The organism is Dactylosporangium sp. McL0621 (assembly GCF_049995355.1).
Taxonomy (GTDB): domain Bacteria; phylum Actinomycetota; class Actinomycetes; order Mycobacteriales; family Micromonosporaceae; genus Dactylosporangium.
Genome location: NZ_CP188259.1, coordinates 11,620,001 through 11,641,950, shown reverse-complemented (window position 1 = coordinate 11,641,950; position 21,950 = coordinate 11,620,001). Strand labels below are relative to the sequence as shown.

The following is a 21,950-nucleotide window of genomic DNA, read 5'->3' as shown; positions in this document are numbered from 1 at the left end:
ACTGGACATGAATAAAGAAATGCGGCGCGTTCTCTCTTCGAGAACGCGCCGCTTTCTTTTGCTTTTGGCTTTGTCAGGAGGCTTCGGCGTCCTTGGCCCTGGCCTTGAGGGCTCGCACGATGCCGTCGCGGCCCTCGCCGACGAGGCGGCGCAAGGGGGCCGGCTTGTCCGGGGTGGCGAGCCAGGCCTCGGTGCGCGCGACGGTGTCCTCGCTCACCTGGTAGGCCGGGTACGCCATCTCGACGAACTCGGCCGCCGGCTCGCTGTCGCGGTTCTCCCACACGGGCAGCAGGGCGTCGAAGTACGCCGGCACGAACGAGGCCGTCAGCCGCGTCTGCGCCGAGTGCTGGAAGCCCTGCAGCATCGAGCGCTGCAGCCAGTTCGGCAGGGCGTGGTCCTCGGTGAGCCGGCGCCAGGTCTCTTCCTTCGACTCCGCCGTCGGCACCAGCGCCCGGGCCAGCGCCGCCTGCCGCTCGCCGCTCGCGGTGCGGTCGCGGTCCAGCTCGGCCTCGATCTGGGCCGGGTCGGCCGCGCCCGCCGCGATCAGCGAGTGCAGGATGCCCCAGCGCAGGTCGGCCTGGATGGTGAGGCCGGGCGGCACGTCCTCGCCGCGCAGCCAGCCGGCCAGCACCGCCAGGTCGGCCTCGCTGCGCGCGGCCGCCGCGAACGAGCGGGCCCAGGCCAGCTGGAAGCCGCTGCCCGGCTCGGCCGTGTCGAGCGCCGCGCGGGCCGTGCGGGCCAGCTGGGCCCAGCCCTGCGGCGCCCACGCCGGGTCGGCGTAGAACACCAGCGCCGACTGGGCCTGGCGGATGGTCGCGGTGACGAGGTTGATGTCGCGCTCGGCGGCCAGGCCGGTCCCGACGAGCTTCACGTAGTCGCGCGCGGCGAGCTCGGCGTCGCGGACCATGTCCCACGAGGCCGACCACACCAGCGCCCGGGCCAGCGAGTTGTCCAGCCCGTCGATGTGCTCGACGACGACCGACATCGAGGCCGGGTCGAGGCGCAGTTTGGCGTACGTGAGGTCGTCGTCGTTGAGCAGCAGCACATCGGCCGCACGCACCCCGGCGAGCGCGGCGATCTCGGTCTGCTCGCCGTCGACGTCGGCCTCGACCAGGTCGCGGCGCACCAGCGCCCCGCCGGACAGGTCGTACAGGCCGATGCCGATGCGGTGCGTGCGCAGCGTCGGGTAGGCGGCCGGCGCCTCCTGGCGCACCACGACGCGCTCGTAGGTGCCGTCGGCCGCGACCGTGATCTCCGGCCGCAGCGTGTTCACCTGGGCCGTCTCCAGCCACTGGGCGGCGAACTTGCGCAGCTCCTTGCCGCTGGCCGACTCGAGCGCGGTCAGCAGGTCGTCGAAGGTGGCGTTGCCCCACTGGTGCTGCTGGAAGTAGGCGCGCAGGCCGCTGCGGAACGCGTCGATGCCCACGTACGCGACCAGCTGCTTGATCACGCTGGCGCCCTTGGCGTAGGTGATGCCGTCGAAGTTGACCTCGACCGCCTCGACGTCGGGCATCTCCGTGTAGACCGGGTGCGTCGAGGACAGCTGGTCCTGCCGGTAGCCCCAGTTCTTGCGCACCGACAGGAACGTCGTCCACGCGTCGGTGAAGCGGGTCGCGTGCGTGTTGCACCAGTGGCTGGCCCACTCCGCGAACGACTCGTTCAGCCACAGGTCGTCCCACCAGCGCATGGTCACGAGGTCGCCGAACCACATGTGCGCGAGCTCGTGCAGGATCGTGTTCGCGCGCTGCTCGTACTCGAAGTCGGTGACCGGCGAGCGGAAGATGTAGTGCTGCTCGGCGTGGACCACGCAGCCGAAGTTCTCCATCGCGCCGGCGTTGAACTCCGGGGAGTACACCTGGTCGTACTTCGGCAGCGGATAGCGGATGCCGAACTCCTCGTGGAAGAAGTCGAAGCCCTGCTTCGTCACGAGGTTGATGTCATCGGCGTCGAGGTACTGCTTCATCGACTGCCGGCAGAACACACCCAGGTCGATGCCGTCGTGCGTGTCGCGGACCTCGTGGTAGGGCCCGGCGCACACGGCGGTGATGTAGGTGCTCATCCGCGGCGTGGCCTGGAAGTGCCGCACGAGGCCCTCCTGCCGCTCCAGCGGCATGTTGGAGATGACCTTCCAGTGGGCGGGCGCGGTCACGCGGAAGGTGAACTCCGCCTTGAGGTCCGGCTGGTCGAAGCAGGCGAAGGCGCGCTGGGCGTCGGCCGTCTCGAACTGGCTGTAGAGGTACACCTCCTTGTCCACGGGGTCGACGCTGCGGTGCAGGCCCTGGCCGGTCGCGGAGTACGCGAACTCGGCGTTCACGACGAGCACGTTGTCGGCCTGCAGCCCGGACAGGACCAGGCCGCGCTCGGTGGACCAGCCGCTCGCGTCGACGGGCGCGCCGTTGAGCGTGGCACCGTGCACGGCCACCGCGGCGACCTCGATGAAGGTCCCCGCCCCCGGCTCCCGGCAGGTGAAGCGCACCTCGGTGGTCGACCGGAACGTGCCCTCCCCCGGATTTCCGGCGCCGTCGGTCAGGTCGAGGCTGATGTCGTACGCCGTCACGCCGAGCAGGCGGGCCCGCTCGACGGCTTCGACCTGGCGTAGGTTGCGTACACCGGCCACGTGTCGTCTCCTGTCGTTTCGCTGTGGCCGTCCCCGTCGACGGCGTCACCCCGAGTGTTCCATGCTCGCGGAGGAGACTGGGGGAGTGGCTCAGGTCACTCCTACCCGAAGTGGTACCTCACGCGCGGGTTGCGTAAGGATCGGATCGGGTTTCCGACTCTTTCACTAGTGAGGTGGTCACCGTCATGGCCGAAGACCGCGTCATCGCCGACATGTGGTTCGACCCGCGCTGCCCGTGGGCCTGGATCACCTCCCGCTGGCTGCTCGAGGTCGAGCAGGTACGCCCGGTCGACGTGCGTTTCCACGTAATGAGCCTCTCGATTCTCAACGAGGGCCGCGACGAACTGCCGGAGAAATACAAGGAGGGTCTGGCAAAGGGTTGGGCGCCGGTCCGGGTGGCCATCGCCGCGGAGCAGAAGTTCGGAAATGATGTACTTCGTCCGCTTTACACGGCCCTGGGCACCCGCATCCACCACGAGAAGCAGGAGCTCGGCGACGAGCTGTACCGCGCCGCGCTCGTCGAGGCGGGCCTGCCGGCCGACCTGGCCGAGTACGCGGAGTCGACCGAGTTCGACGCGCAGCTGCGGGAGAGCCACTTCGCCGGGATGAACCCGGTCGGCATGGACGTCGGCACGCCGGTCATCCACGTGCCGGGCCCGGACGGCAACCTCATCGCGTTCTTCGGCCCCGTCGTCACCCCGCGCCCGAAGGGTGAGGCCGCCGGCCGCCTGTGGGACGGCACGCTCCTGGTCGCCGGCACCCCCGGCTTCTACGAGATCAAGCGCACCCGCGACGTGGGCCCGGTCTTCGACTGAGTAGCCTGGCTACTTGTGCGGCAGTTCTTCACTCCCCGATGGGTGCTCGGGCATGTCCTGACACTCGTCGGGGTGGCCGTGTGCATTGCCGCATGTGTGTGGCAGTACCAGAGGGCCACCGCGGGGAACATGCTCAGCTGGGCGTACACCGTCCAGTGGCCGCTCTTCGCGGTCTTCGTCGTGTTCCTCTGGGCCCGCGCGATCCGCGACGCCCGCGGGACCGGCGCGCCGCCGAGGCCCGGCCCGGCCCCGCTGCGGCCGCGCGTGCCGGTCGCCGCGCCCGTGGACGACGACGATCCGGAGCTCGCCCAGTACAACCGGATGCTGGCCTGGCTCGCCGCCAACCCCGACCGCCGCTCGAGCGACTTCCCAGGATGAAGCAGATGAACCTCAACCCCGCCCTCACCCGCTACCGGGTCGTGGCCTGGATCGTCGGCGTGCTGCTGATCGTCCTCACGGTCGGCACGGTGCTGAAGTACACCAGCGACGACGAGACGATCGTCGCGATCGTCGGGCCCGCGCACGGCTTCCTCTACATGGTGTACCTGCTGCTCGCGGCCGACCTGGCCCGCCGGGCGCGCTGGAAGATCGGCTTCACCGTGCTGGTGCTGCTGGCCGGGACGGTGCCGTTCCTGTCGTTCGTGGCCGAGCGCGTGGTGACCCGCCGGGTGCGTGCCGCCGCGGCCCCGGAGCCGGTGCGCACCGCCGCCTGAACGCGAGCTGCAAGTTTCCTCCCCTTCCGTGCGGGGCATCCTTACGGTGCAACCGAATTGGCGGCGCGAGGGGAGTTTCCCGTGGGCATGGAAGTCCGGCTTTCGCTCTCTCTGCCCAGGGATACCACCACCGTTCCGCTGACCCGGCGGGTGCTCGACGCGGCGCTGGCCGTCTTCTCCGTGACCACGGACTGCCGTGAGGACATCGGCCTGGCCGTCGGCGAGGCGTGCGCCAACGCGGTCCAGCACGCCGAGACCGGGGCCGACTACGAGGTGACGGTCACCATCCACGAGGATCGCTGCATCATCGACGTCGTCGACGAGGGCGCGGGCCCGGACAGCGTGACCCCCAGGGACGTCGGGCCCGACTCCGAGAGCGGCCGCGGCCTGAAGATCATCCATGCCCTGTCCGACATGGTGGAGCTGCGCCGCCATCATCCGCGCGGGATGGCTCTTCGGATCGTCAAGCTGCTGACCCGTACGACGCCAGTCTTCACTTAGGGCCCAAGCATTCTCCGAACGTCCCATTTTCGTGCCGCGCCGCCGACAGAAACCTTGCCGCGGCGGATCCGTGTAGTTCTCTGGAAGTCGCACATCGAGTGCGGCAACCGTACGGACGGGTGCCGTTGCATCCGGTGACGACGAAATTTCTGGAGAAGGCCGAGACCATGTCTGAGACCCGCTGCACCGTCCAGGAACGGACCTGGAAGGACGAGCTGCCCTCGCTGCCCGACGACGTGAGCGCGCTCCTGGCGCCGCCCGTCGTCGTGCGCTTCGACACGGTGGCCGCCGGCGCCCCGCGCCGCACTGCGGGACGGGCAAACCCCCGTGCCGCGGCCCGCGTCGGCTGACCTATAGCGTCGTACGCATGACGGTTGCGCACCCGATCGCCCACGCCTGGCTCTCCACCGGAGGGACCGGCGCGCAGAACTACGACGAGTTCGCCGACGACGCGGAGATCACCGCGATCATCGCCGCCAACCCCGCCAGCGCCCTGGCGGTCGAGATGCCGCACCGAGCCCCCGACAGCGTCGGCCGCCCGTTCCTCGACTGCCTCCCCGACGCCGTCGAGCGCCTGCGCGCGGCGAAGGAGGACGGCCACTACGCACCCGCCGACGACGTCGTGGTGCTCTACCGGATCACCGCGCCCGACGGCGCCCGCGCCTACGGCCTGTGGTGCATGGTCGCCACCGACCAGATCTCGACGAGCGCCGACGAGCCCGGCGCGGTCATCCGCAACGAGGACGTCTTCATCGAGAAGGTCCGCGAGCGCGTCGCCCTCGCCGAGGCCACCGGGCACCTGCTGTCGCCGGTCCTGCTGCTGCAGACCGCCCACGGCGACGCCCTGCACGCCGCGCTCGCCCAGGCCGTGGCCGACGCCGGCCGCCCCGCCGTCACCGACACCGACCCGTCCGGCCGTGCCCACGAGATCTGGGCCGTCGGCGCCGGCACCACCCGCGACCGCCTCCTGGCCCTCGCCGGCGGCGGCGAGCTCGTCGTCGCCGACGGCAACCACCGCAGCCTCGCCGCGCAGACCGCCGGGTACGAGCGCTTCCTGGCCGTCGTCACCACTCCGGAGTCGGTGGCCATCCAGCCGTACAACCGTCTCGTCTCGGAACTGCCCGGATCGCTCGAGGACCTCGACCGGCAGCCGCTGTCCGGCCCGGCCGGCGTTCCGGCCACCGGCGGCCGCGTGCACCTCTACACCCGCGACGGCGCCTGGTCGGTGAGCCTGCCGGGGGCCGCCGACCAGGGCGTCGTGGACAACCTCGACCACGCCCTCGTCGAGCGCCGGCTCTTCGCCGAGGCGCTCGGCCTGGAGCCGGGCGACAAGCGGATCACGTACGTCGGGGGCGACTACCCCGCCGAGTGGCTGCGCGCCGAGGTCGACGCCGGCCGCGCCGAGCTGGCCGTGCTCATCGCCCCCGTGACGGTGGACGACTTCGTGGCGGTCAACCTGGCCCGCCAGAAGATGCCGCGCAAGAGCACCTGGTTCACCCCGAAGGCCCGGGCCGGTCTCGTGGTGGCGCAGCTCGATTCGTTCTAGTCACCCGATCGTGGTACACACTAGGCCGCTGTACTTCGGGCCTGGGGTGTGTACATGCAGATGCAGATGTTCATCGCGGCGATGATCGCCGCGTGCGGAATCGGCGCGTTCGCCGCGGCCGCGCTCGTCTGGGACCGCCGGCGGATTCTGCGGCTCAAGACGGGCGCGACCGCCGGCTGGGTGTTCGGGCTCGTGCTGCTCGGCGGCGGCTTGCTGGCGGGTTCGTGCCTGGGGTTGATCCGGCTCTGACAGACTGCCGGGTATGCGCGTCTACCTTGGTTCGGACCACGCCGGCTATGAGCTGAAAGTGCACCTGGTCAGCGCCCTCGGGCTGCAGGGCTACGAGGTCGTGGACGTCGGACCGGCGAAGTACGACCCGGACGACGACTACCCGGTCTTCTGCTTCCACACGGGCGCCCGGGTGGTCGCCGACCCCGCCGCCCTCGGCGTGGTGATCGGCGGCTCGGGCAACGGCGAGCAGATCGCCGCCAACAAGGTCCCCGGCGTGCGGGCCGCCCTGGCCTGGAACGTCGAGACCGCTCAGCTCGCCCGCGAGCACAACGACGCGAACGTGGTGGCGATCGGCGCGCGCCAGCACACCCTCGACGAGGCGACCACCCTCGTCACGACGTTCCTGTCGACGAAGTTCTCGGGCAACGAGCGCCACGCCCGGCGGATCGTGCAGGTCCAGGAGTACGACGACTCCCGCGTCCTGCCGCCGCTGCCCTAGGGGCTGTATCGAAGTGGATGGCCGGGCTGCGGCGGACTCAGGCGTCGGCTGGAACCACCCCGGTCACACCCCGATACAACCCCGGTATCGGGGCGCGCCCGGCGCGGCCCCAGCCGACGCCTGAGCCTCGCCTCGCTCCGACCCCCACTTCGATACAGCCCCTAACCGTCACGACGTCGGTGAGCGGCGGCCGGGCCGGGTCAGCTCCTCGCGCGGCACCCAGCCCCGCCGGATGATCTGCAGGTCGCGCTCCGCCGCGGCCAGATCCGCGTCCGTCGGGCGCGCCGCGTCCCGGGCGCGCAGGGCCGCCGACACCGAGACCTGGGACGCCCCGCCGCCGACCAGGCCGCGCAGGCCCCGCTCGGAGACCACCTCGTCGTGGTGCTGGTGATGATGGTGGTGCAGGGGGTGGTCGTCCTCCGGGGCGGCCGCGGCCGGCGGCGCCTCGACCGGCTCCGGGTCATGCACGGCGGCCGTCATCGCGAACGTCCCCGACAGCTCGGCGAGGTGGTGGGGCGAGGGCCGCGGCGCGGCCGGAGGCACGGCGGGCGGCGCGGCCGGCGCCTGGGCGGGGGGCTCTTCGACCGGTGGCGCGGGCTCGTCCGGGACCTCGGGCTCCGCGGGGGTCTGGGTGGTCACCGGTTGATGCTGCCGCATGCGGCGCCGCCGGCGCTGAATCCCACCCATCCGCCGAATCTACCGCCTGCGGCCGCAGCATCCGAGAAATCAGAAGATTTCGATCGAATACGGGGCGACGGGCCAGCCGAACGCGGTGCTCGCGGCGGCCACGGCGCCCGGGCGGCGCTCGCCGACACGGCCCGCGAGGTGCAGCGCGCCCAGCCGGGTGCCGCCCAGGTAGGCCGCGCCGAGCTCGGTGATGCCGAGCGTGAAGTCGGGCTCGCCGTCGGCAGGAGTACAGGTGACGAGCGCGCCGCCCGCGCCCGCGCGCAGCCGCCAGCGGCCCGCGTTGCCCGGGACCAGCGCGTCGGTGACCTCGAAGACGACGTCGAGCGGGGCCGCGTACCGGCGCGCCGTGAGGGCCCGCGGCACGTCGATGATGCGCAGCCAGAGCCCGTCGCCCGCCTTGGCGCCGAGCTGGCGCGGCTCGTCGACCAGGTGGAAGAGCGGGTCGTCGGCGCTGGTGCAGCCCTGCACGAGGGTGCGGGCGAGGTCGATGCGCAGCAGGAAGCGGTAGATCTCGGCGTAGGCCGCGGGCGTGCCGGCGACCACCTCGATGACGTTGACCTCCTGCTTCGGGCCGTTGTCGTCCCAGCCCGGGCCGATGCGGAAGCGCGCGAAGCCCTCCACCACCCCGTCCGCGTTCTCGTACAGCACCGCGCGCGCCTTGGTGGCGCCGCCGCGGTCGCGCTCCGGGTCGGCGGTCAGGTGCCGCCACCAGGTCTCGTCGCGGCTCGACCAGCCGGGCTTGCCGGGAAGCACGCGCGAGTACACCTCGGAAAGCTCTTTGAGGAGCTCCGCCGGGTTGCCCGAGCGCAACGTCCCGGGCGCCGGCCGGGCCGTGACCTTGAGGTCCCGGCGATCGGCGCGCATGGTGACGTTCTGGGCGGCGAGGCCGTATCCGAACCGCGGGTAGATGCGGCCCTCGGAGGCCCACAGCACCGCCACGGCCTCGGGCGCGGCCGTCAGCTGGGCCGCCATCAGGCGGCTGAGGAGCCCCTGGCGGGTGTGCACCGCGGAGACCGACACGCCGGTGACGTGGGCCGCCGGGATCACCGCGCCCGGCACCGCCAGGTCGCGGGTGAACGCGCCCGCGACCGCCACGACCTGCCCGTCCTGCTCGGCGAGGTGGGTGCGGCCGGCCTCGAAGACGGAGCGGTACGTTCCCTCGGGGTTGTACTCGCCGGTCGCGCCGAACGCCTCCCGGCGCACGCGCGCGATCGCCTCGAGGTCGGCTTCCGTCGCGGTGCGCAGGACATAGTCGCTCATCGGTTGTGTCTACCTCGTGACCTCCGGTCGGCGCGACCGATTTGCGCGCTCGTTACTCTCGAAACCGTATGGGGGCGGCAACACGAATGCTGGGGGGAGCGACACGATGACGCAGGGTGCGTTGCTGGACCTCGTCTGCGGTCCGGCGAGCCCTTTGGCCGAGACGTTCCAGCGGTACCGTCTGGTGGCCCACCTGGGCTCCGGCGGTCAGGCTGACGTGTACCGCGCGGTGCGCGTCGCCGGCGGGGTGACCTCGGCGCCGATGACCGTGAAGGTGTTCCGGGTCGACCCGCAACGCCCGATCGCCGACGAGCTGCGCTCGTGGGACAAGGGCGACGCCGTACTCATGGATCTCAACAACCGCGGGGTGCCCGGCATCTGCCGGCGCGCCGACGGCTTCTACGGGCCGCCGCCGCACCGCCCGGGGGAGCGCCCGGCCCCGGGCGACGCCGTGCCCTACCAGGTGTACGACTACCTGCACGGCGTCAACCTGCGCGAATACGTGGTGCAGCGCTCCGGGTCGGCCACCGCCGGCCGCCGGCTCAACGCCGTCGTGGCCCTGAAGACCCTGGCCGTGGTCCTGCAGCACCTGCACAACCCGCAGGAGTCCGGGGCAACGCCGGTGCTGCACATGGACGTGAAGCCGTCCAACCTGATGGTGCTGGCCACCGGCGAGGTGCGCCTGATCGACTTCACCGGCGCGCGGTACTTCCGCGAGGAGGAGATCACCCAGATCGCCTACACCCCGGAGTCGGGCGGCCCGGAGGCGTTCGGCGGGGTGAAGTACGTCGGACCGGCGTACGACGTGCACGGCTTCGGCGCGGTCGCGTACTTCATGGTCACCGGCGCCTACCCGCGCGTCGACGGCCGCAGCGACCAGGGCGGCCCGCCGGACGCGTCGCCGCCGCCGTGGAGCGTGCTGCGCCGCCACCCGCTGCTCGAGCGCCTGCCGGCCCTGCGCGACCACCTGCATCTGCCGCTGGCCGACCGGCCGTCGGACCGCCCGCAGACCCGCGACCTGCAGTCGTGGCTCGCGCACCTGGCCGACCTCGTACGCCGCTCCGGCCTGCCGGACGTGGGCTGCGACTGGCACGAGGCCGAGCCGGGCGAGACGGGCCGGGTCGTCGGACGGGCCCGCCCTTCCGTCAGCGGTACCGAGACCGACGCCTACCAGCGCATCGAGCGCCTCGAGCGCGAGCTCGTCGCGCTGCGCACGGGGGCCGCCCCGCCGACCGCGTTCCAGCAGGAAGTACCGCCGGTCCCCGCACCCCCCGTGTCGGGTGCGCCGGTCTCCAGTGGAGGTGTCGCCGTGAACGCCGACGGAGTGCCGCAGATGCGCGGCCGGGCCAAGGTCGTCCCGCGCCCCGCGCCGGAGCCGACGGGCATGATGGACATCGAGCCGGAAGAGCAGCGGCCGCGGTACTCCCCACCGCGCGGCGAGCGCGCCCGGCAGCTCAAGCTCGGGTGGGAGTACACCGGCACCGGCGCGATCATCGCGTTCATCTGCTGGGGCCTGTGGGCGCTGGACAGCGAGGGCAGCCTCAACGGGCCGTTCATCGCGTTCCTGGTCGTGCTCGGCGTCGCGGTGGGCGTGTTCGCGCTGTCGCGGCTGCTGGGCCGCCTCGTCCTCGAGCAGCGTCTGGGCCGCCCGCGGCGCAGCGCCCGCGGCGCCCACGCGATCACCGGACTCTTCCTGGCCGCGGCGGGCATCGCGTACCTGCGCGAGGTCAGCGGGGCGGTGTCCCTCTACCACTGGGTGAAGGACCTCATCGGGTGAGATTCTGGCGCCGGCGCAAGCCTCTGGAAGGGCTCGTCAACTTCCGCGACCTCGGCGGCCTGCCGGCGGAGGGCGGCACCGTGCGCCCCGGCGTACTCTTCCGCAGCGACTCCCTCGCCTACGCCACCCCCGCCGACGCCGACCGCCTGGTCCGCGACCTGGGCCTGTCCACCGTGATCGACCTGCGCGGCGAGTACGAGGTGTCGCAGCTGGGCCGCGGCCTGCTCTCGGGCGCGGCCGTCGAGTACTACCCGGCCCCCATCGCGGACGTCAGCGGGGCCGAGGACCTCGTCGGGCACTACGTCGCCATGCTCACCGAGAAGGGGCCGGTGCTGGCCGACACCGTCCGGTTGCTCTCGTGCGCCGGCACGCTGCCGGCGGTCTTCCACTGCGAGGCCGGGTGCGACCGGACCGGGGTGCTGGCGGCGGTGGTGCTCGGGCTGCTGGGCGTGCCGGAGGACGCTATTGCGGCGGACTATGCGGCCACGGCCAAGGCCATGCCGACGATTCATGAGCGGGTGGCGGTTGTCGTGGACCGGCTGGGGTTGCCGCCTCGGCCGGTGGTGTTGCCGGCTTGGGAGCCCGAGGCCGCGCTGATGGCTCGGATGCTTGATCTGGTGCGGGAGCAGTGGGGCGGGATGGAGGGGTGGGCTCGTTCTTACGGGCTTACGGCTGATGAGCTGGCCGCTCTGCGCCGGAACCTCATCTTGGCGTCGTAGTCCGCGCGATAGATCGGGGTTCATGCCGGCTTACCTGGCCATGCGGGTCTATACGGCCACCGCGTCCGGCGCCACCGGGGTCGAGACCGGGCGTGCGTTCAGCAGGGCCGTGTAGTCCCGCTGGGCGGCGTCCAGCAGGCCCGCCCACGCGTCCGCGCCGACCGGCAGGCGTACCGGGCGCTGGTCCGACGCGATGTAGCGCAGCACCTCGGCCGCGAAGGCCGTCGGCGGGCTCGCTACCGGCAGGGCCTTGAGGGCGCGCACGCCGGCGCGGACGGGTTCGGTTACGCCGGCGTAGGCGGGTAGGTGCTCGGCCGACTCGGTCAGGGACGCGCCCCACTCGGTGGCGAACACGCCGGGCTCCAGCGCGGTCACGTGCACGCCGCTCCCGGCGAGCTCGAGCGCCAGGGTCTCCACGAGGCCCTCCAGGGCGAACTTCGCGACCGCGTACGCGCCCAGGCCCGGCATCGCCACCCGGCCCGCCGTGGAGGAGACCATCACGATGTCGCCGAAGCCCTGGGCCCGCATGAGCGGCAGCACCATCCGGGTCAGGCGCCACGGTGCGACCAGGTTGACTGCCAGCTGGGCCTCCAGCTCGGCGTCGGTGACCTCCTCGACGGCGCCGAAGTGGCCGCTACCGGCGTTGTTGACCAGTACGTCCACGCCGCCGTAGCGGGCCAGGGCCGCGTGTACGGCGTTGTGGCAGTCGTCGGGGTCGCGTACGTCGAGGACGCAGGTGGCAAGCGTTCGGGGGTACCGGTCCTGGAGGTCCTCGAGCGTCTCGGGGCGGCGGGCGGTGGCCAGCACCTGCTGCCCGGAAGCGGCGACCGCCTCCGCCAGTGCGCGCCCCAGGCCGGTGGAGCAACCGGTGATCAACCAGCGACGAGTCATGTTCGACATAGTGACTCTCAGTATCCGCCGACCGACAGTCCGAGAAACGTGAATGACAATCATTCAGCGCCGATTTTCCGTCGTTCGTGTCCGGCGGAAGGCGGCCGTACAGTTGGGCGGGTGCGCTCGCTGGCGGAGCTGATCTCCGACGACCGGTCCGCCTGGGCCGAGATCGAGGCGGCGGTGTCCGGCTCTCCGTACGCGGTTGAGCTGCTGCCTGCCGACCCCGACCGGGCCGCCGACTGCCTGCGGCGGCTCCAGGTTGCCACGAGCTCGTGGCTCGGTGCGCTGGTGTACGGCACCGGCGGCCTCATCCTCGACGACGGCTGGCTGCGCGTGCTCGGCTCCGGCCACCCGCGCCGCCGGCTGGCCGACATCCACGAGGTCAACGAGCGCTTCGAGCCCGCCGGGCTGGTCGTGGCCCAGGACATCCTCGGCGGCGAGTTCGTGTGGCGGCAGGGCGAGACCGACGGGCGGCCGACGATCCACTACTTCGCGCCCGACACCCTGCGCTGGGAAGATCTCACGCTCGGCTACACCGACTGGCTGTACGCGATGCTCGCCGGCGCCGCCGACCAGTTCTACCTCAGCTGGCGCTGGCCCGGCTGGCGCGACGAGGTCGCCGCCTGCCCGTTCGACGCCGGGATCAGCACCGCGCCGCCGCTGTTCGCGAAGGACGGCCGCGACCTCGACACCGTCGACCGCCGCCCGGTCTCGATGTCCGAGCTGCTCATCGTCAAGCACGACATGGCCGACCAGCTGGGCGCATGAGGCTGGCGCGCAACGACACCGGGGGAGACGGCCCGGCGATCGTCCTGCTGCACGGCGGCGGGAGCGGCCGCGGCACCTGGGACGCCTTCACCCGCGAGCTCGCCGGCTGGCGGGTCGTCGCCCCGGACCTGCGCGGGCACGGCGACAGCCCGCGCTGCGCGGAGTACACCCTGGATGATCACGCCGACGACGTGGGCGGGCTGCTCGACGAGCTCGGCCTCGACGCGCCGGTGCTGCTCGGCCACAGCCTGGGCGCCTTCGCGGCGGCGACGGTCGCGCAGCGCCACCCGGACCGGGTCGGCCGCCTCGTGCTGGAGGACCCGCCGGCGCCGCCCCGCGACGGGGTCCGCGCCGGGGGATATTCGCGCGCCCGGCTGGCGCTGTCGGCCGTGGCGGGCGGGCTGTCCCGGCGCCGCTTCGACCGCAATGCGCTGATGTCGGCCATCCACGAGCTCCGGGAGCCCAATCCGTCCTGGTGGGCCGGCTTGGAAAAGATCCAGGCGCCGGCATTGGTACTGTCGGGAGGCCCCCGAAGCCACATCCCGCCCGCCCGCGTCGCGTCGGTGGCCGCGGCGATCCCGGGCGCCGAGCTGGTCACGATTCCGGTGGGGCACCGCATCCACAGCACCGCCGGGCCCGAGTTCGCGGCCGCGGTCAAAGAATTCCTGGGCTGACGGTCCGGATGCGGGCGGCGGCTCCGACGTAGCCCGCGAAGACACCGAACCGAAGGGGCGCGATCGTGAAGTACATCATCCTCAGCTATGCCTCCCAGCGCGACTACGACGCCATGGCGGGCAAGGCCAGCGAGTCACTCTGGAAGCCGGCGGACTTCGCGGCGATGGGCGAGTTCATGGCGACGTTCACCGCGGAGCTCGAGGCGAGCGGCGAGCTCGTGGAGACCCGCGCGCTGGACGCGCCGGTGCACACGCGGCGGATCGGGGGCGCGACGGGACTGGTCACCGACGGGCCGTACGCGGAGACGCAGGAGGTCCTGGCCGGCTACTGGATCGTCGAGTGCGACAGCTTCGACCGCGCCACGCAGATCGCCCTGCGCTTCCGCGAGTGCCCGGCGCCGCCCGAGGTGGCCGCGACCGCGTACGCCGACGTGCGCCCGATCGTCGAACACGCCGCCGACGCGGGCTTCTGACGTGGCCGCCGCCGCCGACGCGGGTTTCTGATGCGGCGCACCGCGCTCGAGGATCTGCTGCGCACGCTGGCGCCGCAGGTCCTCGGCGCGGTGGTACGCCGCTACGGGCACTTCGGCACCGCCGAGGACGCCGTCCAGGAGGCCCTGCTCGCCGCCGCGCGCCAGTGGCCGGACGACCCGCCCGCCGACCCGCGGGCCTGGCTCATCGCGGTCGCGGCGCGCCGGCTCACCGACCTGCTGCGCGCCGAGCAGGCCCGCCGGCGCCGGGAGGAGGCGGTGTTCCGACTGGCTCATGAGGTACACCCGGAAATTGCGCAGACCGACGACTCGCTGGTGCTGCTGTTCATGTGCTGCCACCCCGCGCTCAAGCCCGACGCGCAGGTGGCGCTCACCCTGCGGGCGATCGGTGGCCTCAGCACCGCGGAGGTGGCGCGCGCGTTCCTCCTCCCGGAGGAGACGATGGCCCGCCGGATCGGCCGCGCCAAGCAACGGGTCAAGGCCAGCGGCCTGCCGTTCGCCCTGCCGCCCCCGGCGGACCGGCAAGAGCGTTTGGCGGTGGTACTGCACGTGCTGTACCTGATCTTCAACGAGGGCTACGCGGCCACCCGCGGCGACGCCCTGCACCGCCCCGACCTGGCCGCTGAGGCCATCCGCCTGACCCGCCTGGTCCACCGCCTGCTCCCCGGCGACCGGGAGACGGCCGGCCTGCTCGCCCTGATGCTGCTGACCGACGCGCGCCGCGAGGCGCGGACCGCGCCCGACGGCTCGCTGGTGCCGATGGCCGAGCAGGACCGCACCCGGTGGAACGCGGAGCAGATCGCCGAGGGCATCGCTCTGATCACCGCGACCCTCCCGCGCGGCGTGCCCGGCGCGTACCAGCTGCAGGCCGCGATCGCCGCGGTGCACGACGAGGCCCCGAGCGCCCCGGAGACGGACTGGCCGCAGATCGTGGCCCTGTACGAGCTGCTCATGCGCCGCGCCCCCGGCCCGATGGTGGCCCTGAACCACGCGGTCGCGGTGGCCATGGCCCGCGGCCCGGCGGCCGGCCTGCCCCTGCTGGACGACCTGCCCGAGCTGGAGGGCGACCATCGCCTGCACGCCGTGCGCGCGCACCTGCTGGAGATGTCCGGCGACCTCCCGGCCGCGAGCGAGTCCTACCGGCGAGCGGCGTCCCTGGCCGGCGCGCTGCCCCCGCGCCAGTACCTCTTCGGCCGACTGGCCCACATTAGCACTGATGTTCGACTAGTCTCGTCGATCATGACGACCTGCGCCGCGACGAAGACCACGACCACCGCAACGGGCGAACTGGAGGTCCGCTGCGCCAAGCCCGCCGGCCACGAGGGCCCGCACGAGGTCAAGCTGGGCGCCTTCCCCATTCGGTGGCATTAGTACTAATCTGTGCGGAGGCGGCTCGCAACCCCTGTATCCCGGAAGGGTCAGCCGCCGCCGTGGAGCCGAAGTACGCCGAGATCATGACCGTCCTGCAGGACCGCATCGACCGCGGAGTCCTGGCCGTGGGCGATCTCCTGCCGAGCGAGGCCCAGCTCACCCGCGAGTTCGGAACGTCCCGCTCCACCGTCGTACGCGCCCTGCGGCAGCTGCGCCAGCAGGGCTGGGTCCGCGGCGTGCAGGGCAAGGGCCGCATCGTCCTGGGCCGCCCGGTGGCGACCCTGTCGACCTTGCCCCGCCGCGTGCAGTACCTCCTCCAGGCCGACCGCCACGCCGAGTGCCTGGGCGCCCGCCGCATGCTGGCCCCGCCGCGCATGTCGGTGATCCTGAACCTGCCCCCGGGCGGCACCGTGTTCGCCGCGCGCTACCGGGTGGCCCGCCTGGACGCGACCCCGCTGGCCCTGACGACGGTCTTCACGCCGTTCGGCCTGGACAGGTCCCGGGGCCTGCTGGACCAGCTCGAGAACTGCCACGGCCGCCGCCCCCACCACGTGATCGAGCGCCTGGGCGCCCGCCTGTCGACAGCGGCGGAGACGACGGCACTGTCGTTACCCCACCGCCGCAGCGTGGCGGTGTCGCTGATGACGGTGCACGACGCGGCGGGCGAGGCCTTCTTGGGCGTGGACGCGGTACTGTCCCGCGAGGCGTCCGAACTGAACGAGACCTACGACATCTGATCCGCCGCCCAGCCCAGCGTTCTTCCAGCCCCGACGCCGGGGTTATTTTTTTGCCCTTGCTATTTGACGACCCGAAGCGGCGTCGTGGTGCCTCCGCCGGCGAGCCGGTCGAGCGCCCGCTGCGCCGCGGCCTGGATGCCGCGCAGCTCCGCAACGGGGTCCGGCGCGGCGCCGGTCGTCACCCCGAGCCCGGCAGTGATCAGGTCCCGATACATGGCCGAGATCGAAACGCCGCGCTGCTCCGCCAGCGCACGAACGGTGGCATCGAGGTCGAACGGCAACCGCAACGGCCGGATCACCACGTGAGGAGCGCTCGGCGGCGGCAGCTGCCCTACGGCCCGCGCAGCTTCGGCCGGATCGTCGACGGGCACCGGCTCAACTCATGGCGGACTGTCGCCGCCGTTTGCGTCCGCCACGAGGAATCGGCCCGCAAGATCTGGCACGCCACTGGCACGGCGGCCGAATACAAGATCGAAATAGGAGTACGCCCGGGGGTTTTGGCGTGTGGATCGGGTGCTGATGGGGACCGTCGCAGGCACGTGGGGTACACCCGACGTTGCGTGGGTCAGAGAACCTTTTTGCTGCTAGACGGGCCCGGCGCCGCTTTTGAGGGGGTCTGGGTGGAGCGAAGCTTCCCCAGGAAAGGTAAATCCAGAGCGGGCGATGAGAATCGAACTCACACCGTCAGTTTGGAAGACTGAAGCTCTGCCATTGAGCTACGCCCGCGTGCGCCCCGTCCACCGGGGTGCACGCACCAGCCTACCGAATCATCCGTCCGATCGTCGGGGGCGGGGGGTCCACGGTGTGCGACACCGGTATACCGAGCGGCGACGTCTCCGGCGGAGCGCATACACTTGCCGACGCACACCACCGGGGTGTAGCGCAGTTTGGTAGCGCACTCGCTTTGGGAGCGAGGGGCCGTGGGTTCAAATCCCGCCACCCCGACCGGGAACAACGAAGAAGCGCAGCTGTCAGTCCGCAGCCGTAGTAACGAGGGAGAAAGTTCTGTGAAGAGCACCGTCGAGACCCTGAGCCCGACTCGCGTGCGGCTCGAAATCGAGGTGCCGTTCGCCGAGCTGGAGCCGAGTCTCAAGAAGGCGTACCGCGAGATCGGCTCACAGGTCAACATCCCCGGGTTCCGTCGGGGCAAGGTGCCCACGGCGGTCATCGACCAGCGGGTGGGGCGCGGTGCGGTGCTGAACGAGGCCGTGCAGGAGGTCATCCCGACCCAGATCCTGGCCGCGGTGCGCGAGCACGAGGTGAAGACGCTCGGCCGGCCCGAGGTGGAGATCACCGAGTTCGCCGATGGGCAGCCGTTGAAGTTCACGGCCGAGGTCGATGTGCGGCCGGAGATCAACCTGCCGGACCTGGGCGAGATCACCGTTACGGTCGACGCGCTCGCGGTGTCCGAGGATGACGTCGACGAGCAGCTCAAGGGGCTGCGCGACCGGTTCGCCACGCTCAAGACGGTGGAGCGGACCGCGCTCGTCGGTGACTACGTGCAGATCGATCTGGTCGCGACCGTCGACGGCGAAGAGGTGCCCGGCGGCAGCGCGACGAACGTGTCGCACGAGGTCGGCTCCGGCCAGCTCGTGCCGGGCCTCGACGACGTGCTCGTGGGCATGGGCGCCGGCGACTCGACGACGTTCACCACGCAGCTGGTGGGCGGGGAGTTCGAGGGCCGCGACGCCGAGGTGTCGGTTTCCGTGAAGTCGGTCAAGGACAAGCAGCTGCCCGAGGTCGATGACGAGTTCGCGCAGCTCGCGAGCGAGTTCGACACCCTCGAGGAGCTCAAGGACGACCTGCGCACCCGGCTCACCCGGGTGAAGCGGATGGAGCAGCTGTACTCCGCGCGTGACCTCGCCCTCAAGGCGGTCATCGACGCGACCGAAGTACCCGCGCCCGAGGGTGTGGTGAAGGACGAGGTCGAGTCGCGCAAGGAGTCGATGAACGACCAGCTCCAGCGGATCGGGGCCTCGTTCGACGACTACCTGCAGACCGAGGGTAAGTCCGAGGAGGAGATGGACGCCGAGCTCAACGAGGCGGCCGTCGAGGGCGTCAAGGTGCAGCTGGTGCTCGACACCCTGGCCGACGCCGAGGACGTACAGGTCAGCGACGACGAGTTCGGGCACGAGATCGTGCACCGGGCGCAGCGGGCGGGCCTCGGCCCCCAGCAGTACTACGACCAGCTGGTCCAGGCCGGTGTGGCCGGGGCGGTCTTCGGCGACGTGCGCCGCGGCAAGGCCCTGGGGATCGTGCTCGAGCGGGTGAAGATCGTCGACAGCGAGGGGACCGCCCTGAGCCTCGAGGACCTCCGCGGCGCGGTCGACGAGCACGAGGGTCACGATCACGGGGATCACGAGGGTCACAACCACTAACGTTGTAGGCCGGGGCAAAAACCCCGGCCTTCACCACGGTGCGCTCATAGCGAAATGCGGTGAGCACGGGAAGCTGAGGCTCCTCGCACCGGTTAGGGTCGGCAAGTACAAGACTCTTGCGAAGGGCTGCCATGACCGACCTGCATATTCCAGCGTCGCCAGTCAGTCCCGCGCCCCACGGGCGCGGTCGGGGCGCGGACACGAGCCTGACGCTCGACGACTCGGTTTTCAACCGGCTGCTCAAGGAGCGCATCATCTTCCTTGGCAGCGAGGTCAACGATCAGGTCGCCAACCGGATCTGCGCCCAGATGCTGCTGCTGGCAGCTGAGGACGATGAGCGGGACATCTGGCTGTACATCAACTCGCCCGGTGGCTCCGTCTACTCGGGCATGGCGATCTACGACATCATGCAGTTCGTCACCAACGACGTGGCGACTGTGGCGATGGGCATGGCCGCCTCGATGGGCCAGCTCCTGCTGTGCGCGGGGGCGCCGGGCAAGCGCATGGCGCTGCCGCACGCGCGGATCATGATGCACCAGCCGTCCGGTGGCATCGGGGGCACGGCCTCCGACATCGCCATCCAGGCCGAGCAGATGCTCTACACGAAGCGCATGTTCCAGGAGCGCGTGTCGTTCCACACCGGTCAGTCGCTCGAGCAGATCGAGTCCGACTCCGACCGTGACCGCTGGTTCACCGCCGAAGAGGCGCGGGACTACGGCTTCATCGACAAGGTGATCACCGGGGCCCAGCAGGCTCCGGAAGGCGCCGGAACTCTGGCCTGAGGAGCGAAGCCATGACCGATCTGAGCCTGCCGCCGGCGCTGCGCGAGGTCCACAACCGTTACATCCTGCCGTCGTACGTCGAGCGGACGTCTTACGGCATCAAGGAGACCAACCCGTACAACAAGCTGTTCGAGGACCGGATCATCTTCCTCGGCGTGCAGATCGACGACGCGTCGGCCAACGACGTGATGGCGCAGCTGCTGACGCTGGAGAGCACGGAGCCGGACCGGGACATCACGCTGTACATCAACTCGCCCGGCGGCTCGTTCACGGCCATGACGGCGATCTACGACACCATGCTGTACGTCCGGCCCGACATCCTCACGGTGTGCCTGGGCCAGGCCGCGAGCGCGGCCGCGGTGCTGCTGGCGGCGGGTACGCCGGGCAAGCGTCTCGCGCTGCCCCACTCGCGCATCATCATCCACCAGCCGGCCACCGAGGGCGGCTACGGGCAGGGCTCGGACATCGAGATCCAGGCCCGGGAGATCATGCGCATGCGGACCCAGCTCGAGGACATGGTGTCGCGGCACAGCGGCCAGCCGGTCGAGAAGGTCCGCAAGGACATCGACCGCGACAAGATCCTCACGGCGGACGAGGCCAAGGAGTACGGCCTGGTCGACAACGTGCTGGTCAGCCGGAAGAAGTCCAGCCTCGTGGCGTCGGGCAGCTGACGACTCGCGTGCAACACCCCATCGGCTCGCCCTAACCTGGAGGTTGGGCGGGCCGATGGGGTCTCCGACGGGTGGCGTCGGGAGGCCGGCCAAAAAGACACCCCCGCGTAGGGGGTCGGAATACGGGCGACCACCAGGTAACGTCGAGGCAGTAGCCAGCGTGGGCGTGCATCAGGCCCGCAGGCGAGCAGATGCGATCCGGACGTTGGGTCCGGCCGAAGGCAGGGAGATCGTAGGTGGCACGGATCGGCGACGGCGGCGACCTACTGAAATGCTCCTTCTGCGGCAAGTCGCAGAAGCAGGTGAAGAAGTTGATCGCCGGCCCAGGCGTTTACATCTGCGACGAGTGCATTGATCTCTGCAACGAGATCATCGAGGAAGAGCTGGCGGAGTCGGGCGACGTCAAGTTCGACGAGCTGCCCAAGCCGATGGAGATCTGCGCCTTCCTCGACCAGTACGTCGTCGGGCAGGACCAGGCCAAGAAGGCGCTCGCGGTGGCGGTCTACAACCACTACAAGCGGGTGCAGGCGGAGTCGGGCGGCAGCTCGGGCGGCGACGGCGTCGAGCTGGCGAAGTCCAACATCCTGCTCATCGGCCCCACGGGCTGCGGTAAGACACACCTGGCCCAGACGCTCGCGCGGATGCTCAACGTGCCGTTCGCGATCGCCGACGCCACGGCGCTCACCGAGGCCGGCTACGTGGGCGAGGACGTCGAGAACATTCTCCTCAAGCTCATCCAGGCCGCGGACTACGACATCCGCCGCGCCGAGACCGGCATCGTGTACATCGACGAGGTCGACAAGATCGCGCGCAAGTCGGAGAACCCGTCGATCACGCGGGACGTCTCCGGCGAGGGTGTCCAGCAGGCGCTGCTGAAGATCATCGAGGGTACGGTCGCGAACGTGCCGCCCCAGGGCGGCCGCAAGCACCCGCACCAGGAGTTCATCCAGATCGACACGTCGAACGTGCTGTTCATCTGCGGCGGGGCCTTCGCCGGCCTCGACCGGATCGTGCAGCAGCGGGTCGGCAAGGGCGGCACCGGCTTCGGGGCCAACCTCCGCTCGATCACCGACCGGACGGCCGACGACTCGTTCGGCGACGTCATGCCGGAGGACATGCTCAAGTTCGGCCTGATCCCCGAGTTCATCGGGCGCCTGCCGGTCATCACGAGCGTGAAGAGCCTCGACCGCGACGCGCTGGTGAAGATCCTGACCGAGCCGCGGAATGCGCTCGTGCGGCAGTACCAGCGGCTGTTTGAGCTGGACGGCGTGGAGCTCGAGTTCGACGCCGAGGCCCTCGAGTCGATCGCCGATCAGGCCATCCTGCGCGGCACCGGCGCCCGCGGACTGCGGGCCATCATGGAGGAGGTTCTGCTCTCCGTGATGTACGAGGTGCCGAGCAACCCCAACATCGCCCGGGTGCTCATCACCCGCGAGGTGGTGCTGGAGAAGGTCATCCCGACGATCGTGCCGCGGGACCTGGCCGCGCATCGGGTCGGCCGGCGACGGGCGGACCGCGAGGAGAAGTCGGCGTAGCCTGGCGTCTATGCGCGTAGCGGTATGTCAGCTCAATGCCCGCGACGACCGGGCTGAGAACCTCAAGGCGGCCCGTACGCTGCTTCAGCGGGCATCCGATGGGGGAGCGGATCTAGCGGTCCTCCCGGAGTACGTGGACTACCTCGGGCGGGCGCATTCGGCGCCCGCGCCCGAGTCCGTCGACGGGGAGTTCGCGACGTTCTTCGCCGACGCCGCGCGCGAGCTCGGGATGTGGGTCCACGCCGGCTCGTTCCACGAGACCGGACCCGATGACGAGCACACGT

General features: G+C 71.1%; 25 protein-coding genes and 2 tRNA genes (1 of these 27 cut by a window edge). 21 read left to right on the top strand and 6 right to left on the bottom strand.

The window, feature by feature from the left end; genetic code table 11:
- Positions 1-73 precede the first annotated feature (73 nt).
- Entirely contained in the window at positions 74-2,617 is a 2,544-nt protein-coding gene (gene pepN / locus ACPPVO_RS55200) for an aminopeptidase N (protein ID WP_426507611.1), read from the bottom strand.
- A gap of 185 nt (positions 2,618-2,802) precedes the next feature.
- On the opposite strand from pepN, the gene ACPPVO_RS55195 reads away from it, so the two are divergent.
- From ACPPVO_RS55195 to ACPPVO_RS55160, 8 genes are all read left to right on the top strand, one after another.
- Complete coding sequence (locus tag ACPPVO_RS55195) at positions 2,803-3,432, top strand: disulfide bond formation protein DsbA (RefSeq protein ID WP_426507610.1); 630 nt, start codon at positions 2,803-2,805, stop codon at positions 3,430-3,432.
- A gap of 129 nt (positions 3,433-3,561) precedes the next feature.
- Complete coding sequence (locus ACPPVO_RS55190; RefSeq protein WP_426507609.1) at positions 3,562-3,810, top strand: hypothetical protein; 249 nt, start codon at positions 3,562-3,564, stop codon at positions 3,808-3,810.
- Between the two features lie 5 nt (positions 3,811-3,815).
- Complete coding sequence (locus ACPPVO_RS55185; RefSeq protein WP_360378081.1) at positions 3,816-4,145, top strand: DUF3817 domain-containing protein; 330 nt, start codon at positions 3,816-3,818, stop codon at positions 4,143-4,145.
- An 87-nt stretch (positions 4,146-4,232) separates the two neighbouring features.
- Positions 4,233-4,646 carry an ATP-binding protein gene (locus ACPPVO_RS55180; protein ID WP_426514878.1) on the top strand — a complete coding sequence of 138 codons (414 nt, stop codon included), beginning with the start codon at positions 4,233-4,235 and terminating at the stop codon, positions 4,644-4,646.
- Positions 4,647-4,780: 134 nt separating this feature from the next.
- Positions 4,781-4,996, top strand: coding sequence for a hypothetical protein (locus tag ACPPVO_RS55175; protein WP_426507607.1), 216 nt, complete (start codon positions 4,781-4,783; stop codon positions 4,994-4,996).
- Positions 4,997-5,013: 17 nt separating this feature from the next.
- The gene (locus ACPPVO_RS55170) at positions 5,014-6,192 is read left to right on the top strand and encodes a DUF1015 family protein (protein WP_426507606.1); all 1,179 of its coding nucleotides are present in this window, start codon (positions 5,014-5,016) and stop codon (positions 6,190-6,192) included.
- Positions 6,193-6,258: 66 nt separating this feature from the next.
- Positions 6,259-6,441 (top strand): hypothetical protein, encoded by a 183-nt coding sequence (locus ACPPVO_RS55165; protein WP_426507605.1) that lies wholly within the window; start codon positions 6,259-6,261, stop codon positions 6,439-6,441.
- Between the two features lie 13 nt (positions 6,442-6,454).
- Complete coding sequence (locus tag ACPPVO_RS55160) at positions 6,455-6,922, top strand: ribose-5-phosphate isomerase (RefSeq protein WP_426507604.1); 468 nt, start codon at positions 6,455-6,457, stop codon at positions 6,920-6,922.
- 168 nt (positions 6,923-7,090) lie between these two features.
- On the opposite strand, the gene ACPPVO_RS55155 is transcribed toward ACPPVO_RS55160, so the two are convergent.
- Together ACPPVO_RS55155 and ACPPVO_RS55150 are read right to left on the bottom strand one after the other, a co-directional pair.
- On the bottom strand, positions 7,091-7,561 hold the full coding sequence (locus tag ACPPVO_RS55155; protein ID WP_426507603.1) for a hypothetical protein: 471 nt from the start codon (positions 7,559-7,561) through the stop codon (positions 7,091-7,093).
- Positions 7,562-7,648: 87 nt separating this feature from the next.
- On the bottom strand, positions 7,649-8,869 hold the full coding sequence (locus tag ACPPVO_RS55150) for a GNAT family N-acetyltransferase (protein ID WP_426507602.1): 1,221 nt from the start codon (positions 8,867-8,869) through the stop codon (positions 7,649-7,651).
- Between the two features lie 106 nt (positions 8,870-8,975).
- Between ACPPVO_RS55150 and ACPPVO_RS55145 the strand changes: the two genes are divergently transcribed.
- Together ACPPVO_RS55145 and ACPPVO_RS55140 are read left to right on the top strand one after the other, a co-directional pair.
- Complete coding sequence (locus ACPPVO_RS55145) at positions 8,976-10,646, top strand: protein kinase domain-containing protein (protein WP_426507600.1); 1,671 nt, start codon at positions 8,976-8,978, stop codon at positions 10,644-10,646.
- A complete protein-coding gene (locus tag ACPPVO_RS55140) occupies positions 10,643-11,365 on the top strand; it encodes a tyrosine-protein phosphatase (protein ID WP_426507599.1) in 723 nt (240 codons plus the stop codon). The genes ACPPVO_RS55145 and ACPPVO_RS55140 overlap by 4 nt, the downstream gene beginning before the upstream one ends.
- Positions 11,366-11,413: 48 nt before the next feature.
- On the opposite strand, the gene ACPPVO_RS55135 is transcribed toward ACPPVO_RS55140, so the two are convergent.
- Complete coding sequence (locus tag ACPPVO_RS55135; protein WP_426507597.1) at positions 11,414-12,256, bottom strand: SDR family oxidoreductase; 843 nt, start codon at positions 12,254-12,256, stop codon at positions 11,414-11,416.
- Between the two features lie 120 nt (positions 12,257-12,376).
- Here ACPPVO_RS55135 and ACPPVO_RS55130 point away from each other — a divergent pair, with 120 nt between their 5' ends.
- From ACPPVO_RS55130 to ACPPVO_RS55110, 5 genes are all read left to right on the top strand, one after another.
- Positions 12,377-13,027, top strand: coding sequence for a DUF2625 family protein (locus ACPPVO_RS55130; RefSeq protein WP_426507596.1), 651 nt, complete (start codon positions 12,377-12,379; stop codon positions 13,025-13,027).
- Positions 13,024-13,701, top strand: a complete 678-nt coding sequence (locus ACPPVO_RS55125) for an alpha/beta fold hydrolase (protein WP_426507594.1) — start codon at positions 13,024-13,026, stop codon at positions 13,699-13,701. Before ACPPVO_RS55130 ends, ACPPVO_RS55125 begins: the two co-directional genes overlap by 4 nt.
- 65 nt (positions 13,702-13,766) lie before the next feature.
- Complete coding sequence (locus ACPPVO_RS55120) at positions 13,767-14,174, top strand: YciI family protein (RefSeq protein ID WP_426507592.1); 408 nt, start codon at positions 13,767-13,769, stop codon at positions 14,172-14,174.
- 30 nt (positions 14,175-14,204) lie between these two features.
- Positions 14,205-15,563, top strand: a complete 1,359-nt coding sequence (locus tag ACPPVO_RS55115) for an RNA polymerase sigma factor (RefSeq protein WP_426507591.1) — start codon at positions 14,205-14,207, stop codon at positions 15,561-15,563.
- Between the two features lie 59 nt (positions 15,564-15,622).
- Entirely contained in the window at positions 15,623-16,300 is a 678-nt protein-coding gene (locus ACPPVO_RS55110; RefSeq protein WP_426507589.1) for a GntR family transcriptional regulator, read from the top strand.
- Positions 16,301-16,359: 59 nt separating this feature from the next.
- On the opposite strand, the gene ACPPVO_RS55105 is transcribed toward ACPPVO_RS55110, so the two are convergent.
- On the bottom strand, positions 16,360-16,671 hold the full coding sequence (locus ACPPVO_RS55105; protein WP_426507588.1) for a hypothetical protein: 312 nt from the start codon (positions 16,669-16,671) through the stop codon (positions 16,360-16,362).
- A 284-nt stretch (positions 16,672-16,955) separates the two neighbouring features.
- A tRNA-Gly gene (locus tag ACPPVO_RS55100) sits at positions 16,956-17,026 on the bottom strand.
- Positions 17,027-17,171: 145 nt separating this feature from the next.
- Here ACPPVO_RS55100 and ACPPVO_RS55095 point away from each other — a divergent pair.
- The 6 genes from ACPPVO_RS55095 to ACPPVO_RS55070 all read left to right on the top strand — a co-directional run.
- Positions 17,172-17,245: transfer RNA gene (locus ACPPVO_RS55095), tRNA-Pro, on the top strand.
- A 62-nt stretch (positions 17,246-17,307) separates the two neighbouring features.
- Complete coding sequence (gene tig, locus ACPPVO_RS55090; RefSeq protein WP_426507586.1) at positions 17,308-18,678, top strand: trigger factor; 1,371 nt, start codon at positions 17,308-17,310, stop codon at positions 18,676-18,678.
- A gap of 131 nt (positions 18,679-18,809) precedes the next feature.
- Positions 18,810-19,460: an ATP-dependent Clp protease proteolytic subunit gene (locus tag ACPPVO_RS55085; RefSeq protein ID WP_360378043.1), complete on the top strand. Its 651-nt coding sequence runs from the start codon at positions 18,810-18,812 to the stop codon at positions 19,458-19,460.
- Between the two features lie 11 nt (positions 19,461-19,471).
- On the top strand, positions 19,472-20,131 hold the full coding sequence (locus ACPPVO_RS55080) for an ATP-dependent Clp protease proteolytic subunit (RefSeq protein WP_360378040.1): 660 nt from the start codon (positions 19,472-19,474) through the stop codon (positions 20,129-20,131).
- A gap of 236 nt (positions 20,132-20,367) precedes the next feature.
- Positions 20,368-21,666 carry an ATP-dependent Clp protease ATP-binding subunit ClpX gene (gene clpX, locus ACPPVO_RS55075; RefSeq protein ID WP_360378037.1) on the top strand — a complete coding sequence of 433 codons (1,299 nt, stop codon included), beginning with the start codon at positions 20,368-20,370 and terminating at the stop codon, positions 21,664-21,666.
- Positions 21,667-21,676: 10 nt separating this feature from the next.
- Positions 21,677-21,950: the beginning of a carbon-nitrogen hydrolase family protein gene (locus ACPPVO_RS55070; RefSeq protein ID WP_426507584.1), read on the top strand. Its footprint extends 521 nt past the window's final position; only the first 274 of its 795 coding nucleotides appear in the window; it begins with the start codon at positions 21,677-21,679; its stop codon lies beyond the right edge, outside the window.